The following is a 15,129-nucleotide window of genomic DNA, read 5'->3' on the forward strand; positions in this document are numbered from 1 at the left end:
TCGCCGTGGCTGCCTCTGCTCGCCTCATCCTCTCGATTTTCTTCAGCACCCCGGCAGCCTTTGGTCGTTCAAAGCGCGATCCCGCTCGCAGGGGCTGACATGGATTTTGTGGCGGCTTCATATTAAGATGCGCCATCTGAACCGATAGCTGCGGCTCTTCCTGATTGCCGCAGCTTCTCTTTATAAAGCAACCCAGGTTTCGACTATGAATCATACTCCGATGACTGTTCGCGGCGCCGAAAAGCTGCGCCAAGAGCTCGACTATCTGAAGAGCGAGCTGCGTCCCCAGATTATCGAAGCGATTGCTGATGCCCGTGAACATGGTGATCTGAAAGAAAACGCCGAATATCATGCCGCTCGCGAGCAGCAGGGCTTTTGTGAGGGCCGCATCCAGGAAATTGAGAGCAAGCTCTCCAATGCCCAAGTGATCGACATCACCAAGATCACCAACAACGGCCGGGTTATCTTCGGTGCCACCGTGACCCTGCTGAAAAGCGAGACGGAAGAAGAAGTGGTGTACCGCATCGTGGGTGACGACGAGGCGGACATCAAACAGAACATGATCTCCGTAAACTCTCCCATCGCCCGCGCCCTGATCGGCAAGGAAGTGGACGATGTGGCCATCGTCAAGACGCCGGGCGGGGATGTGGAGTACGAGATCCTGGAAGTCGCCTATCTCTGATGGAGCGGGACTGACAGACGAGACAGGGGAGCCCGGCTCCCCTGTTGTATTTAGTCCGATTGATATTCCTGAATGAAGGCATCCTGGTGACGCTGGAACAGCCAGTCACGAAACAGTTCCCGCTCCGTTGTCTCTAGTTGAAACTGCAGGGCCCAGTCATGCTGCTGTTTGCGTGAGCGGATGCGCCTGATCAGGGTGCCGGTCAGCGGCAAGGGGGACAGCCCCTCGATACAGAGCGTTCCGCTTAGCGGATCGCCCTTGGCCAAGGCTGGCGGCAGGCCTTCAACGATGAGGCCGCCCAGCGACAGGCTGTGCACCACATAGTCGGCGTCGGCCGTCTGCAGGCTGGCTTTCTCATCGAGTCGCCAGGCGCGCAGATGAGGGTGACCGAGCTCGGTGATGGTGGGGGCGGCGATGCGCAGCTCGACATGGCCTTCCGCCGCATCGGTGCAAGACAGCGGGAAGCGCAGCTGATGGCCGGCGATGCGGGCCTCGAGTATCAGGGGATCGGCCTGTTGCAGCAGGCTGAGCAGGGGGAGGTTCAGATAACCGCGCAGAAATTGGCTGGCAGCCAGGTCCTCGGCGCCTCCCAAGTCCCGCAGCATGGCCAGCTCTTCTTCGGTGAGAATGTGATGCTTGTCCATCGTGGATGTCCGCAAGTATTCATCGCAGGTTAAGGGCCTGACGACTATTTTGGCAAGCGACTTGGGAAGAAGAGAAATGAAGGAAAGAGCGAATGCTCTTTCCTGTTACTTGCGCGGTAATTGGATTTTGGGTTCGCTGGCCTGACGATAGATGGTCAGCACGTGGCCCATGCTCTGTACCTTGATGGCGCCGGTCTCACGGACGATGGCATCCATCACCAGCTGTTTCATCTCACGATCTTCAGACGACACCTTCACCTTGATAAGCTCGTGGTGGTTCAGCGCCAGATCGATCTCGGCCAGCACACCTTCAGTCAGACCGTGCTGTCCCAGCAGGACAACCGGCTTCAGGCTGTGGGCGAGGCCCTTGAGGTACTGTTTCTGTTTATTGTTGAGAATCATGGCAATTTCTTCATAAGTCAGGGTTGAAAGGGGCGTATTCTACCCCCACTTAGCCCTTAATACTAATAACCCTTGTGGTTTTTTAAAGTCGACAATCATGACCCAGAAAAAGCATTCCCCCAGTTCAAGCCGCTGGTTAAAAGAACATTTTGACGATCATTACGTCAAAAAAGCCCAGAAGTTGGGACTGCGTTCCCGCGCCGTGTTCAAGATCGACGAGATCCAGGGCAAGGACAAGTTGCTCAAACCGGGCATGACGGTGGTGGATCTGGGGGCGGCCCCCGGTGGCTGGTCCCAGTTTGCCATCAATCAGGTGGGTGACAACGGGCGGGTGATCGCATGCGATATTCTGCCGATGGATTCCATCGCCGGTGTCGATTTCCTGCAGGGGGACTTTCGGGAGGAAACTGTGCTCGGCGCCTTGCTGGCACGGGTGGGCCCGGACAAGGTTGATGTCGTCATGTCTGACATGGCGCCCAACATGAGCGGTACCCCGCAGGTGGACCAGGCACGCTCCATGTACCTTATCGAGCTGGCGCTGGACATGTGCAATCAGGTCCTGCGTACCAACGGCAGTTTCGTGGTCAAGGTGTTCCAGGGAGAGGGTTTTGATGCCTATCTCAATGAAATTCGTAAACTTTTTTCTGCCGTCAAGATACGTAAACCAGACTCCTCCCGTGCCCGTTCACGAGAAGTCTACATTGTGGCTACCGGTTTTAAACTGTAGTACCCTAACCCTCATCGTTAACTGTCAGTCTGCGAGGTCATTGATTTGAGTGACATGGCGAAAAACCTAATCCTGTGGCTGGTCATCGCCGTCGTGTTGATGTCGGTGTTCAATAGCTTCAGCCCCAGCGATACCACCAGTCGCCAGCTGGACTATTCCAGCTTCGTTAAAGAAGTGACCCAAGAGCAGATCCGTGAAGTGCGGATGGATGGCAAGGTCATTAATGGCGTCAAGCGCACCGGTGAGCGTTTCACCACCATCATCCCGGCGCCGGATCCCCAGCTGCTCAACGACATGCTCAATCACAATGTGAAGGTCATGGGTGAGAAGCCGGAAGAGCCGTCTCTGATCACGTCCATCTTCATCTCCTGGTTCCCGATGCTGTTGCTGATCGGTGTCTGGGTCTTCTTCATGCGTCAGATGCAAGGCGGCGGTGGCAAGGGTGCCATGTCGTTCGGCAAGAGCAAGGCTCGCCTGATGAGTGAAGATCAGATCAAGACCACCTTCGTCGACGTCGCAGGCTGTGACGAGGCCAAGGAAGAGGTCAAAGAGCTGGTCGACTATCTGCGTGATCCGACCAAGTTCCAGAAGCTGGGCGGCAAGATCCCCACCGGCGTACTGCTGGTCGGCCCGCCCGGTACCGGTAAGACCCTGCTGGCCAAGGCCATCGCGGGCGAAGCCAAGGTGCCTTTCTTCACCATCTCGGGTTCTGATTTCGTCGAGATGTTCGTCGGTGTCGGTGCTTCCCGGGTGCGCGACATGTTCGAGCAGGCCAAGAAGTCGTCCCCCTGCATCATCTTCATCGATGAAATTGATGCGGTCGGTCGTCAGCGTGGCGCCGGTCTCGGCGGTGGTCATGACGAGCGCGAGCAGACCCTGAACCAGATGCTGGTCGAGATGGATGGTTTTGAAGGCAACGAAGGCGTCATCGTCATCGCCGCCACCAACCGTCCCGACGTGCTGGATCCTGCGCTGCTGCGTCCGGGCCGTTTCGACCGTCAGGTCGTGGTCGGTCTGCCGGATGTCCGTGGTCGCGAGCAGATCCTGAAGGTGCACATGCGCAAGGTGCCGTTGGCGGATGACGTCAATGCCGCTGTGATTGCACGTGGTACCCCGGGCTTCTCCGGCGCCGATCTCGCCAACCTGGTCAACGAAGCCGCTCTCTTCTCCGCCCGTGAGAGCCGTCGTGTGGTCTCCATGCTGGAGTTCGAGAAGGCCAAGGACAAGATCATGATGGGTGCGGAGCGTCGCTCCATGGTGATGAGGGACTCCGAGAAGGAGATGACGGCTTACCATGAGGCGGGTCACGCCATCATCGGTCGTCTGGTACCGGATCATGACCCCGTCTACAAGGTCTCCATCATCCCGCGCGGTCGTGCGCTGGGGGTGACCATGTACCTGCCGGAGCAGGATCGCTGGAGCCACTCCAAGCAGCATCTGGAGTCCATGATCTCCAGCCTGTACGGCGGTCGTCTGGCGGAAGAGCTGATCTACGGTGCGGAGAAGGTATCCACCGGTGCCTCCAACGACATCGAACGTGCCACCGACATCGCTCGCAAGATGGTCACCCAGTGGGGCATGTCCGAGCGTCTCGGTCCCATGCTCTACGCCGAAGAAGAGGGTGAAGTCTTCCTCGGTCGCAGCATGGCCAAGGCCAAGCACATGTCCGACGACACCGCGCGCGTCATCGACGCCGAGGTCAAGCAGGTCATCGATCGCAACTACGCCCGCTCCAAGCAGATCCTGCTGGACAACATGGACGTGCTGCACACCATGAAAGATGCGCTGATGAAGTACGAGACCATAGACGCCAAGCAGATCGACGATCTGATGGCCCGTCGCGAGGTCCGTGCCCCCAGCAACTGGCATGATGAGCACGGCGATACCCCGCAAGGCGGCGCTACCGTGACCGCCGAGCCAGAAGCCAAGACTCAGGCCAAGGCCGATGACAACAGCGCACAGCTGAACGACATCGACAAGGCTAACGATGTCCCGGCCAAATAAGTTGCCATGACCAAACCCCGGGCTTGCCCGGGGTTTTTCTTTATGCGCATGCCGCGTTTTTGATACAGATGGAAGTGAAGATGCAACTCAGCAGCAAGGGGCGCAGCCTCTCCCTCGACCGTCCCCACGTCATGGGGATCCTCAACGTGACGCCGGACTCCTTCTCCGATGGCGGCCATTTCAACCAGATTGAGCGAGCGATGGCCCATGCTCGCCAGTTGGTCTCCGAGGGGGCCACCCTCATCGACATCGGCGGCGAATCGACTCGCCCCGGGGCGCCCGATGTGAGCGTGCAGGAAGAGCTGGACCGGGTGATCCCGGTCGTCGAGCGGATGGGACAGGAGCTGGATGTCATGATCTCCCTCGACACCTCGAAAGCTGTCGTGATGCGCGAAGGCTGCGCCGCAGGTGGCCATCTCATCAACGACGTGCGGGCCCTGCTCGAGCCTGGTGCCCTGGCCGCCGCGGCAGAGGCTGAGGTGCCCGTCTGCCTGATGCACATGCAGGGGCAGCCGAGGACCATGCAGGCGGAGCCCCATTACGACGATCTGCTGGGGGAGGTGAGGGCCTTCTTCGATGAGCGGATCGCCGCCTGTCTGGCGGCAGGCATCAAGCGTGATCAACTGTTGCTGGATCCCGGCTACGGCTTTGGCAAGACGCTGACCCACAACTACCAGCTGCTGGCCAAGCAGCAGAAGTTGCTGGATTACGGTCTGCCGCTCTTGGTGGGGATGTCGCGAAAGTCTATGATAGGCAATCTGCTCGGCCGCTCGGTTGATGAGCGGCTGGCTGGCAGTCTGGCCTGCGCCCTGATCGGGTTGCAACATGGTGCCAGGATCATCCGGGTGCACGATGTGCGCGCTACCATGGATGCCCTGCGTGTCGGCTGGATGACCATGACGGGACAAGATTTCGTATCCTAATAAAAGAACGAGAACAGACAATGACCAGAAAGTACTTCGGCACAGACGGTGTGCGCGGCAAGGTGGGTGAATTCCCTATCACCCCGGATTTCGTGATGAAACTGGGTTGGGCCGCGGGCAAGGTGCTCTCCAAGAAGGGCACCAAGAAGGTGCTGATCGGCAAGGATACCCGCATCTCCGGCTACATGCTGGAGTCGGCCCTGGAGGCGGGCCTCTCCGCCGCCGGTCTCAAGGCCATACTGATGGGGCCCATGCCCACTCCGGCGGTCGCCTACCTGACCCGCACCTTCCGGGCCGAGGCTGGCATCGTCATCAGCGCCTCTCACAACCCCTATTACGATAACGGCATCAAGTTCTTCTCCGCCGATGGTACCAAGCTGCCGGACGACGTCGAACTCGCCATCGAAGCCGAGCTGGATCACGAACTCAAGTGCGTCGAGTCGGCCGAGCTCGGCAAGGCGCAGCGCATCGACGATGCCGCCGGTCGCTACATCGAGTTTTGCAAGAGCACCTTCCCCACCCACCTGAGCCTGGAAGGGGTGAAGATGGTGGTGGATTGTGGTCATGGCGCCACCTATCACATCGCCCCCTCGGTGTTCCGCGAGCTGGGCGCCGAGGTGATCGCCATCGGCTGCAGCCCGGATGGCCTCAACATCAACGACGGTGTCGGCTCCACCGCGCCGGAGGCGCTGGCCGCCAAGGTGCTGGAGTGCAAGGCCGATCTCGGTGTCGCCTTCGACGGTGACGGCGATCGCCTGGTGATGGTGGATCACACCGGTTACATCATCGACGGGGACGAGATCCTCTACATCATCGCCCGTGATGCGCTGCGCAATGGTCGCCTCAAGGGCGGTGTGGTCGGTACCCTGATGGCCAACATGGGCCTGGAGCTGGCGCTGCAGACCCTTGGCATTCCGTTTGCGCGGGCCAAGGTGGGCGACCGTTACGTGCTGGAGATGATGAGCGAGAAGGGCTGGCGCATCGGCGGTGAAAACTCCGGCCACATCATCTGCCTGGATCAGACCACCACCGGGGATGGCATAGTCGCCGCCCTGCAGGTGCTGACGGCGGTATGCTCCGCCGAGATGCCGCTGGCCAAGCTGCGCTCCGGCATGAGCAAGTTCCCGCAGGTGCTGGTGAACGTGCGCTTTGCCGAGGGCAAGGATCCGCTGACGGCGGTGGCCGTACAGCAGGAAGTCGCCAAGGTAGAACAGGAGCTGGGTGGCCGTGGCCGCGTTTTGCTGCGCAAATCCGGCACCGAACCCCTGATCCGGGTGATGGTGGAGGGTGAGCACGAACAGCAAGTGATGGACATGGCGAATCGCATCGCCAAACAGGTCGAATCGGCGTTTTAATGAGCAACCAAGGCGGCTTTCTAGTCGCCTTGGTTGTATCTTGTTCAAACGATTCGAAAATTTGAAAATAGCACTTGTCAGCTGAGCATCCTCTGGATATTATCAGCCCGCTTTCGCAAGGGAGTTGCCGATGGGACATCGCAAGCCGTTTGTAGCAGCCAACTGGAAGTTACACGGTAGTAGGTCGCAGTTAGAACAGTTTGCTGGCCAGTGCCTGCAAGGCATCGATGAGCAAGTAGATGTGGTTTTGTGTCCTTCCCATGTGCATCTCGATTTCACCGCTTCGCTGCTCAATGAGCAGAAGGTGATGAAGTTGGGGGCTCAGAATGTGAGTCAGCACCAGGCCGGCGCTTTCACGGGTGAAGTCTCGTGTGAGATGTTGGTTGAGGCAGGGTGTCGTTACGTATTGGTAGGGCACTCCGAGCGCAGGCGTCTCTTTGGTGAGACCAGCTTTATCGTCGCAGAGAAGTTTGCGGCAGCCAGAGCGGCAGGCTTGATCCCCATCCTCTGTTTGGGGGAGTCAGGTGCGGCGAGGCAGGCGAGAAGAACCTTCGAGGTGATCGCCGAGGAGCTGGACATCGTCATAGAGAAAAATGGCGCGATGGCTTTCGATAATGCTATCATCGCCTACGAGCCGATTTGGGCTGTAGGCACAGGTAAATGCGCCACACCCGAGCAGGCACAAGAGGTTCATTCCTTTATTCGCGGTCGCTTGGCGGAGGATACTCCGGTAATAGGTGAGAAAGTCAGAATCATCTATGGTGGGAGCGTGACACCGGCCAATGCACGAGATTTGTTTGCCCAGCCCGACATTGATGGCGGTCTGATCGGCGGTGCGAGTCTCGATGACAAGGCGTTTTTAGGAATTGTTGAAGCGGCAAAGGGTGCAAGTTAAATGTACGAGATTCTTTTAGTCGTTTATCTGTTGGTATCGCTGGCTCTGATCGGTCTGGTGATGATTCAGCAAGGTAAAGGGGCTGATATGGGCGCCTCCTTCGGCGCAGGGGCATCGAATACCGTATTCGGCTCCGGTGGTTCAGGCAGTTTCCTGACCCGCACAACTGCAATTTTAGCCACTCTGTTCTTTTTGATCAGCCTGCTGCTTGGATCCATGTCAAGCAACAAGGTAAAACAGGGTAGCGAATGGGAAAATCTGCAACAGACTCAACAAGTTGAGCAGACAAAAGCGCCAGTGAAGAAAGATACTGACGTTCCCGAGTAAAGAGTTTTTGCCGTGGTGGTGGAATTGGTAGACACGCTATCTTGAGGGGGTAGTGCTCTAGGGTGTGCGGGTTCGAGTCCCGCCCACGGCACCAATTAAGCAGTGAGCTCGGGTAACCGAGTGTATTATAGCCAGTCAGTCTTGTGTGACGAGGGTGAAGTGGCTATAATCTCGCACGATTTCGGACGCGGGGTGGAGCAGCATGGTAGCTCGTCGGGCTCATAACCCGAAGGTCGTCGGTTCAAATCCGGCCCCCGCAACCAAATTTCACGCATTTCCTACGCTCAGGAAGGCGGTCGCTGCGAGGCGACAATCAGGGTAAAGCGCCAAGCCCCGATTTGACATCGGGGCTTTTTGTTATGTGCGATTTATTCTGAATCGATCTCTATCTGGGCTATATGCCCTTTTTTTGTTTTTCGGAGGGTGACTTTGGCTACGTTGGAACAACGTTTGACCGATCTGCTCGAGGCTCCGGTCGTTGCCTTGGGTTTTGAACTTTGGGGTGTCGAGTTTATCCGTGCGGGTAGGCACTCGACCCTGCGCGTCTTCATCGATGCAGAACAAGGCGTGACGGTGGAAGACTGTGCCGAGGTGAGCCGCCAGGTTGGCGCCATCATGGACGTCGAAGACCCCATCACCGAGGAGTACTTCCTGGAAGTCTCTTCCCCTGGCCTGGATCGCCCCTTGTTCAAGGTCGCCCAGTTCGAAAAATACGTTGGCCAAGAGGCGGCGGTTTCGCTTCGGATGGCAACAAACAACCGCCGCAAGTTCAAAGGCGTAATCAAAACCGTGCAGGGCGACATGGTCACCCTGACGGTAGATGGTAAGGACGAGGTGTTGGCTTTCACCAATATCCAAAAAGCGAACATAGTGCCGAACTTTGGTTAACGAGGCTATCGGATATGAATAAAGAGATTTTGCTGGTCGTTGACGCTGTGTCCAACGAGAAAGCTGTTCCCCGCGAGAAGATTTTCCAGGCGCTGGAGACTGCGCTGGCGACTGCGACCAAGAAAAAATACGAAGGCGAGATTGAAGTTCGCGTTGAGATCGATCGCAAGACCGGTGACTACGACACTTATCGCCGCTGGGTAGTGGTAGCCGATCAGGCCTCCATGGAGAACGCTTACGGTGAAATCACCCTCGAAGCGGCCCAGATAGATGACCCCGAAATCCAGGTGGGTGACTATGTTGAAGACCAGATCGATTCTGTCACCTTCGACCGTATCACCACCCAGACCGCCAAGCAGGTTATCGTGCAGAAAGTGCGCGAAGCCGAGCGTTCCCAAGTCGTTGACCAGTTCAAGGACAAGGAAGGCACCATCATCAGTGGCGTGGTCAAGAAGAGCAACCGTGACAACGTGATCCTGGATCTGGGCAGCAATGCCGAGGCCGTGATCTTCCGTGACGACATGCTGCCGCGCGAGACCTTCCGTCCGGGCGACCGTATTCGTGGTCTGCTCTATGCAGTGCGTCCGGAAGCCCGTGGCTCCCAGCTGTTCGTCAGCCGCTCCAGCCCTGACTTCCTCAAAGAGCTGTTCCGCATCGAAGTGCCGGAAATCGGCGAAGAGATGATCGAAATCATGGGCGCCGCCCGTGACCCGGGTTCCCGCGCCAAGATCGCGGTCAAGACCAACGATCGTCGTATCGACCCGATCGGTGCCTGTATCGGCATGCGTGGTGCCCGCGTACAAGCGGTCTCCGCCGAGCTGAGCGGTGAGCGCGCCGACATCGTGCTGTACGATGACAACCCGGCTCAATACGTGATCAATGCCATGGCGCCTGCCGATGTGGCCTCCATCATCGTCGATGAAGACAACCACACCATGGACATCGCCGTGGAAGCCGCCAACTTGGCCCAGGCCATCGGTCGCAACGGTCAGAACGTGCGTCTGGCCTCCCAGCTGACCGGTTGGGAGCTGAACGTCATGACCGTCGAGGACATGCGTGCCAAGCACCAGGCCGAGAACGATCGCATCTTGACCCTGTTCACCAGCGCCCTCGATATCGACGACGATTTCGCCAGTCTGCTGATGGAAGAAGGTTTCTCCACCCTGGAAGAAATTGCCTTCGTGCCCGTCAATGAGCTGCTGGCCATCGACGGTCTGGACGAAGACATGGTGGAAGAGCTGCGCAAGCGTGCGAAAGATGTACTGACCACCAAGGCCCTGGCCAAAGAAGAATCCTTTGAAGGTGTTGAGCCTTCCGAAGACCTGCTCAATCTGGCTGGCCTCAGCCGCGACATGGCCTATGCCCTGGCCGCCCGCGGTGTCGGTACCCTGGAAGATTTGGCAGAGCAAGGTATCGACGACCTTGCCGACATTGAAGAGCTGACCGCTGAGAAAGCCGGTGAGCTGATAATGGCTGCTCGCAATATCTGTTGGTTCGGAGAAGAGCAGTCTAGTTAAGATCAAACGGAGGAAAATGAATGGCAGAAGTATCAGTCAAACAACTTGCCACTGACATCGACACGCCGGTTGATCGTCTTCTCCAGCAGTTTGTCGATGCCGGTATCAGCAAGAGCAAGGCCGACGACCTGGTCAGCGAGTCTGAGAAACAGACTCTGCTGGCGCACCTGAAAAAACAGCATGGAGGTGACGAGAGCACCGCACCTGCCCGCATGACGTTGCAGCGCAAGACCAAGAGCACCATCAGTGTTCAGGGGACTGGCGGCAAGAACAAAGAAGTGCAGGTAGAAGTGCGCAAGACTCGCACCTATGTAAAACGCTCGGCGCTGGAAGATGAACAGCGTCAGGCGGAAGCCGAGGAAACAGCGCGTTTGGAAGCAGAAGAAAAAGCTCGTCACGAGGCCGACAATAAGGCCCGTCTCGACGCTGAAGAGAAGGCTCGCCGTGAGGCTGAGCAGGCTCGTCGTGAAGCTGAGGAAAAGGCGCGGATCGAGGCACAATCAAAGGCTCGACAGGCTCCACAGCCCGCCAAAGTAGCCGCTAGCACAGCTCAGCAAGAGGCAGAAAAGATGGCCAAGCGCGAAGCAGAAGAACTGAAGCGCCAACAAGAACAAACAGCCTTGACCAAGGCTGAAGAACTCGCCGCGAAGAAAGCCGAAGAGGCTCGCGTCATGGCGGAACAGAACGGTCCTCGCTGGGCCGAAGAAGAAGCCGCTCGCGCCAAAGAGAGCAGCGATTACCATCTGACCACCAACAAGCACGCGCAAGCGGCTGAAGATGAGTTGGATCGTAAGGAAGAGACCAGCCGTCGTACGGCTGCTGCCGCGAAGAGCAGCCCGAAGAAACCGGGTCGCCGTGAGGATGATAAGGACTCCCGCAACCCCCGTGCTCGCAAGGGCAAGCGCGGCAAGATGGCCACTCCGAACGCCATGAAGCACGGTTTCAACAAACCGGCTGCCGTGGTGAACCGTGACGTGGTGATCGGCGAGACCATTACCGTGGCCGAGCTGGCCAACAAGATGGCCGTCAAGGGCGTCGAAGTCATCAAGGTGATGATGAAGATGGGTGCCATGGCCACCATCAACCAGGTGATCGATCAGGAAACTGCTCAGCTGGTCGCCGAGGAGATGGGCCACAAGGTGTTGCTGCGTCGTGAGAACGAGCTGGAAGAGGCGGTACTGTCCGATCGTGACGAGACCTCCGAAGCCAAGCCGCGCGCTCCGGTCGTGACCATCATGGGTCACGTCGACCACGGCAAGACCTCGCTGCTGGATTACATCCGTAAGGCCAAGGTTGCCGCAGGCGAAGCCGGTGGCATCACCCAGCACATCGGTGCCTACCACGTCGAAACCGACAGTGGCATGATCACCTTCCTGGATACCCCGGGTCACGCGGCCTTTACCTCCATGCGTGCTCGTGGTGCCAAGTCGACCGATATCGTGGTACTGGTCGTGGCTGCCGATGACGGCGTCATGCCGCAGACCATCGAAGCCATCCAGCACGCCAAGGCGGCAGAAGTGCCCATCGTGGTTGCGGTCAACAAGATCGACAAGCCTGAAGCGGATCCGGATCGCGTCAAGACCGAGCTGGCCCGTTACAACGTCATGTCCGAAGACTGGGGTGGCGATAGCCAGTTCGTACACGTCTCCGCCAAGTCTGGCGAAGGCATCGACGATCTGCTGGAAGCCATCCTGATCCAGTCCGAAGTACTGGAGCTGAAATCGGTTGTCGATGGCATGGCCAGCGGCGTCGTGATCGAGTCCTTCCTGGACAAGGGTCGTGGTCCTGTTGCTACCGTGCTGGTACAAGAAGGTACCCTGCGCCAGGGCGACATCGTGCTCTGTGGTCTGGAATACGGTCGTATTCGAGCCATGCGTGACGAACTGGGTCGCGAGATCAAGGAAGCGGGCCCGTCCCTGCCGGTCGAAATCCTGGGTCTGTCCGGGGTGCCGTCTGCCGGTGACGAAGCTACCGTCGTACGTGACGAGAAGAAGGCCCGTGAAGTGGCTCTCTATCGTCAAGGCAAGTTCCGCGACGTCAAGCTGGCTCGCCAGCAGAAGGCCAAGCTGGAAAACATGTTCGCCAACATGACCGAGGGCGAAGTGTCCGAAGTGAACGTGGTGATCAAGGCCGACGTACAGGGTTCAGTGCAAGCCATCTGCGATGCGCTGGTGCAGCTCTCTACCGACGAAGTCAAGGTCAAGATCGTGGGCTCCGGCGTCGGTGGCATCACCGAAACCGACGCTACCCTGGCGGCTGCCTCCAGCGCCATCCTGGTGGGCTTCAACGTCCGTGCCGACGCTTCTGCGCGCAAGGTCATCGAATCCGAGAGCCTGGATCTGCGTTACTACTCCGTCATCTATGATCTGATCGACGAAGTGAAGCAGGCCATGAGCGGCAAGCTGGCTCCTGAGTATCGTCAGGAGATCATCGGTCTGGCTGAAGTGCGTAGCGTCTTCAAGTCACCGAAGTTCGGCGCCGTTGCCGGCTGTATGGTTACCGAAGGTGTGGTCAAGCGTTCCAACCGTATCCGTGTTCTGCGTGAAAACGTGGTCATCTATGAAGGCGAGCTGGAATCCCTGCGCCGCTTCAAGGATGACGTCAACGAAGTCCGCAACGGTTACGAGTGTGGTATCGCGGTCAAGAACTACAACGACGTACGCGAAGGCGACCAGATCGAAGTTTACGAGACTGTTGTCATTCAACGGACTCTGTAAGCCGGGCATTAGACAAAATAGGGGGCTGCGGCCCCCTTTTATCGCAGGATAGAAATATGGCCAGAGAATTCAGCCGGACCAGCAGGGTCGGCCAGCAGATCCAGCGCGAAATCGCACTGATCTTGCAGCGTGAGGTGAAAGACCCGCGCATCGGCATGGTAACCGTCTCGGACGTGGAAGTGTCCAAGGACCTTAACTACGCCAAGATATACGTCACCTTCTTGCAGCTGGATATCGATGCCGAGCGTATCGCGGAAGGGCTCAAGGGCCTGACCGAAGCCGCCGGTTACATCCGTAGCCTGCTCGGCAGCGCCATGCGCCTGCGGGTGGTGCCTGAGCTGCGTTTCTACTACGACCAGACGCTGGTCGAGGGGATGCGCATCTCCAACCTGGTGTCCAACACAGTGCGTGACGACAAGCGTCGCATGGCCGAAGCCGGCCGTGAGGAAGATGAAGCCGCACCGGATGATACAGAGGATAAAGCCTGAGATGTCTCGTAGACGCCGTTTCAAGGGTCGTGACGTACACGGCATCCTGCTGCTGGACAAGCCGACCGGTCTGACCTCCAACGATGTGTTGCAGAAGGTCAAGCGTATCTACAACGCCGCCAAGGCCGGTCACACCGGTGCCCTGGATCCGCTGGCGACCGGCATGCTGCCGATCTGCCTTGGCGAGGCCACCAAGTTCTCCCAGTATCTGCTGGAGGCGGACAAGCGCTATGAGGTGACCGCCAAGCTGGGCGAGCGCACCAACACCAGCGACTCCGACGGTGAGGTGGTCTCCACCCGGCCGGTGAACGTGGCTCTGGGCACCCTGATCGAGTCGCTGGACCAGTTCCGCGGCCCTATCATGCAGGTGCCGTCCATGTACTCCGCCCTCAAGCACAACGGTCGCCCGCTCTACGAGTATGCCCGTGAAGGCATCGAGATCGAGCGGGAAGCCCGTCCCATCACTGTGTTCGAGCTCAAACTGCTGAGTTTCGAAGGGGATGAGGTGCGGCTGGAGGTGCATTGCAGCAAGGGTACCTACATCCGCTCCCTGGTGGACGATCTGGGGGAGGTATTGGGCTGTGGCGCCCACGTCACCCAGCTGCGCCGCACCCAGGTAGCGAACTATCCCTATGAGCGGATGCTGACTCTGGATCAGCTCGAGTGCATCTTCGAGCAGGCCAAGGCCGAGAGCATTCCGCCGCGCGAGCAGCTCGATCCCCTGCTGCTGCCGATGGATACCGCCGTGGCGGCCCTGCCCGAGGTGAACATGCTGGCGGCGGTGGCCGCCTATGTGAACCAGGGTCAGGCCGTGCAGGTGGCCGGTGCCCCGCAAGGCGGCCAGGTTCGCATGACGGTCGGTCCTGAGCGCGAGTTCATCGGCGTCGGCGAGATCGACGACGAAGGCCGGGTCGCCCCCAAGCGACTGGTGCGCTATCACGACGAACAAGACGAGGAGTGATCCTCAGGCGGTATCGGGGCGCCTTGCCCATCGCATATCTTTCTCGTTGCGAAAGGGGGCGGGTGCGATTATGATACCGCCCTCATTTCACGGCTGAATTAGAGATTGGCTGTGAACCTTTAAACACTCTACTGGAGTAATACCATGTCTCTAAATGCTGAGATCAAAGCTTCCATCGTTGCTGACAACGCTCGTTGCGCCAACGACACTGGCTCCCCCGAAGTGCAGGTTGCCCTGCTGACTGCCCAGATCAACCATCTGCAAGGTCACTTCAAAGAGCACGCCAAGGATCACCACGGTCGTCGTGGTCTGCTGCGCATGGTTTCCCAGCGTCGCAAACTGCTGGACTACCTGAAGCGTAAAGACGTTCAGCGTTACGCTGCTCTGATCGCCAAGCTGGGTCTGCGTCGTTAATCGACCATCAGATTTCGCGAAAAAGGGGAACCGCAAGGTTCCCCTTTTTTATTGCGTATGTCCCGTCCTGAATATGGTTTACACCTTTCCCCCCAATAAATGGAGAACCCGATGGGACAAGGTGTGAAACGGACACAACGCGATTACTCGCTGACTTTTAAACTAGCGCTGGTCGAGCAGATTGA

15 protein-coding genes and 2 tRNA genes are annotated in these 15,129 nt (G+C 58.3%); 15 read left to right on the forward strand and 2 right to left on the reverse strand.

Annotated elements, in window-relative coordinates; genetic code table 11:
- Nucleotides 1-205 precede the first annotated feature (205 nt).
- On the forward strand, nucleotides 206-682 hold the full coding sequence (greA, locus tag MM194_RS17465) for a transcription elongation factor GreA (RefSeq protein ID WP_033131601.1): 477 nt from the start codon (nucleotides 206-208) through the stop codon (nucleotides 680-682).
- A gap of 50 nt (nucleotides 683-732) precedes the next feature.
- Here the strand turns inward: greA and MM194_RS17470 are convergent, their stop codons facing one another.
- Together MM194_RS17470 and yhbY are read right to left on the reverse strand one after the other, a co-directional pair.
- Entirely contained in the window at nucleotides 733-1,326 is a 594-nt protein-coding gene (locus MM194_RS17470) for a PilZ domain-containing protein (RefSeq protein ID WP_241344269.1), read from the reverse strand.
- Nucleotides 1,327-1,431: 105 nt separating this feature from the next.
- On the reverse strand, nucleotides 1,432-1,728 hold the full coding sequence (gene yhbY / locus MM194_RS17475) for a ribosome assembly RNA-binding protein YhbY (protein ID WP_033131603.1): 297 nt from the start codon (nucleotides 1,726-1,728) through the stop codon (nucleotides 1,432-1,434).
- Between the two features lie 97 nt (nucleotides 1,729-1,825).
- Between yhbY and rlmE the strand changes: the two genes are divergently transcribed.
- From rlmE to rpsO, 14 genes are all read left to right on the forward strand, one after another.
- Nucleotides 1,826-2,455 carry a 23S rRNA (uridine(2552)-2'-O)-methyltransferase RlmE gene (gene rlmE / locus MM194_RS17480; RefSeq protein ID WP_241344270.1) on the forward strand — a complete coding sequence of 210 codons (630 nt, stop codon included), beginning with the start codon at nucleotides 1,826-1,828 and terminating at the stop codon, nucleotides 2,453-2,455.
- A 45-nt stretch (nucleotides 2,456-2,500) separates the two neighbouring features.
- Nucleotides 2,501-4,459, forward strand: coding sequence for an ATP-dependent zinc metalloprotease FtsH (ftsH, locus tag MM194_RS17485; protein ID WP_277605150.1), 1,959 nt, complete (start codon nucleotides 2,501-2,503; stop codon nucleotides 4,457-4,459).
- 80 nt (nucleotides 4,460-4,539) lie between these two features.
- On the forward strand, nucleotides 4,540-5,382 hold the full coding sequence (gene folP / locus MM194_RS17490; RefSeq protein ID WP_241344272.1) for a dihydropteroate synthase: 843 nt from the start codon (nucleotides 4,540-4,542) through the stop codon (nucleotides 5,380-5,382).
- 20 nt (nucleotides 5,383-5,402) lie between these two features.
- Nucleotides 5,403-6,737 (forward strand): phosphoglucosamine mutase, encoded by a 1,335-nt coding sequence (gene glmM / locus MM194_RS17495; protein ID WP_241344273.1) that lies wholly within the window; start codon nucleotides 5,403-5,405, stop codon nucleotides 6,735-6,737.
- Nucleotides 6,738-6,867: 130 nt separating this feature from the next.
- The gene (gene tpiA, locus MM194_RS17500) at nucleotides 6,868-7,632 is read left to right on the forward strand and encodes a triose-phosphate isomerase (protein ID WP_241344274.1); all 765 of its coding nucleotides are present in this window, start codon (nucleotides 6,868-6,870) and stop codon (nucleotides 7,630-7,632) included.
- Nucleotides 7,633-7,959: a preprotein translocase subunit SecG gene (gene secG / locus MM194_RS17505; protein WP_033131609.1), complete on the forward strand. Its 327-nt coding sequence runs from the start codon at nucleotides 7,633-7,635 to the stop codon at nucleotides 7,957-7,959.
- 9 nt (nucleotides 7,960-7,968) lie between these two features.
- Nucleotides 7,969-8,053: transfer RNA gene (locus tag MM194_RS17510), tRNA-Leu, on the forward strand.
- A gap of 92 nt (nucleotides 8,054-8,145) precedes the next feature.
- A tRNA-Met gene (locus MM194_RS17515) sits at nucleotides 8,146-8,222 on the forward strand.
- 166 nt (nucleotides 8,223-8,388) lie between these two features.
- Nucleotides 8,389-8,847 (forward strand): ribosome maturation factor RimP, encoded by a 459-nt coding sequence (gene rimP, locus MM194_RS17520; RefSeq protein ID WP_033131610.1) that lies wholly within the window; start codon nucleotides 8,389-8,391, stop codon nucleotides 8,845-8,847.
- A 14-nt stretch (nucleotides 8,848-8,861) separates the two neighbouring features.
- A complete protein-coding gene (gene nusA, locus MM194_RS17525; RefSeq protein WP_033131611.1) occupies nucleotides 8,862-10,364 on the forward strand; it encodes a transcription termination factor NusA in 1,503 nt (500 codons plus the stop codon).
- A 20-nt stretch (nucleotides 10,365-10,384) separates the two neighbouring features.
- Nucleotides 10,385-13,081, forward strand: coding sequence for a translation initiation factor IF-2 (gene infB, locus MM194_RS17530; protein ID WP_033131612.1), 2,697 nt, complete (start codon nucleotides 10,385-10,387; stop codon nucleotides 13,079-13,081).
- Nucleotides 13,082-13,137: 56 nt separating this feature from the next.
- Complete coding sequence (gene rbfA / locus MM194_RS17535; protein WP_033131613.1) at nucleotides 13,138-13,569, forward strand: 30S ribosome-binding factor RbfA; 432 nt, start codon at nucleotides 13,138-13,140, stop codon at nucleotides 13,567-13,569.
- Between the two features lies 1 nt (nucleotide 13,570).
- Complete coding sequence (truB, locus tag MM194_RS17540; protein ID WP_241344275.1) at nucleotides 13,571-14,530, forward strand: tRNA pseudouridine(55) synthase TruB; 960 nt, start codon at nucleotides 13,571-13,573, stop codon at nucleotides 14,528-14,530.
- A gap of 144 nt (nucleotides 14,531-14,674) precedes the next feature.
- Nucleotides 14,675-14,944 carry a 30S ribosomal protein S15 gene (gene rpsO / locus MM194_RS17545; protein WP_005317514.1) on the forward strand — a complete coding sequence of 90 codons (270 nt, stop codon included), beginning with the start codon at nucleotides 14,675-14,677 and terminating at the stop codon, nucleotides 14,942-14,944.
- The last annotated feature ends 185 nt before the right edge of the window (nucleotides 14,945-15,129 follow it).

The sequence above is a fragment of the Aeromonas sp. MR16 genome (assembly GCF_022549315.1).
Classification (GTDB): domain Bacteria; phylum Pseudomonadota; class Gammaproteobacteria; order Enterobacterales; family Aeromonadaceae; genus Aeromonas; species Aeromonas aquatica.

Excerpts from the sequence above, each read along its gene's own strand:
- infB (WP_033131612.1), top strand. The coding sequence starts at position 10,385 with ATGGCAGAAGTATCAGTCAAACAACTTGCCACTGACATCGACACGCCG.
- truB (WP_241344275.1), top strand. The coding sequence starts at position 13,571 with ATGTCTCGTAGACGCCGTTTCAAGGGTCGTGACGTACACGGCATCCTG.
- MM194_RS17470 (WP_241344269.1), bottom strand. The coding sequence starts at position 1,326 with ATGGACAAGCATCACATTCTCACCGAAGAAGAGCTGGCCATGCTGCGG.
- nusA (WP_033131611.1), top strand. The coding sequence starts at position 8,862 with ATGAATAAAGAGATTTTGCTGGTCGTTGACGCTGTGTCCAACGAGAAA.
- yhbY (WP_033131603.1), bottom strand. The coding sequence starts at position 1,728 with ATGATTCTCAACAATAAACAGAAACAGTACCTCAAGGGCCTCGCCCAC.
- rpsO (WP_005317514.1), top strand. The coding sequence starts at position 14,675 with ATGTCTCTAAATGCTGAGATCAAAGCTTCCATCGTTGCTGACAACGCT.
- greA (WP_033131601.1), top strand. The coding sequence starts at position 206 with ATGAATCATACTCCGATGACTGTTCGCGGCGCCGAAAAGCTGCGCCAA.
- tpiA (WP_241344274.1), top strand. The coding sequence starts at position 6,868 with ATGGGACATCGCAAGCCGTTTGTAGCAGCCAACTGGAAGTTACACGGT.
- secG (WP_033131609.1), top strand. The coding sequence starts at position 7,633 with ATGTACGAGATTCTTTTAGTCGTTTATCTGTTGGTATCGCTGGCTCTG.
- folP (WP_241344272.1), top strand. The coding sequence starts at position 4,540 with ATGCAACTCAGCAGCAAGGGGCGCAGCCTCTCCCTCGACCGTCCCCAC.
- rlmE (WP_241344270.1), top strand. The coding sequence starts at position 1,826 with ATGACCCAGAAAAAGCATTCCCCCAGTTCAAGCCGCTGGTTAAAAGAA.
- glmM (WP_241344273.1), top strand. The coding sequence starts at position 5,403 with ATGACCAGAAAGTACTTCGGCACAGACGGTGTGCGCGGCAAGGTGGGT.
- rbfA (WP_033131613.1), top strand. The coding sequence starts at position 13,138 with ATGGCCAGAGAATTCAGCCGGACCAGCAGGGTCGGCCAGCAGATCCAG.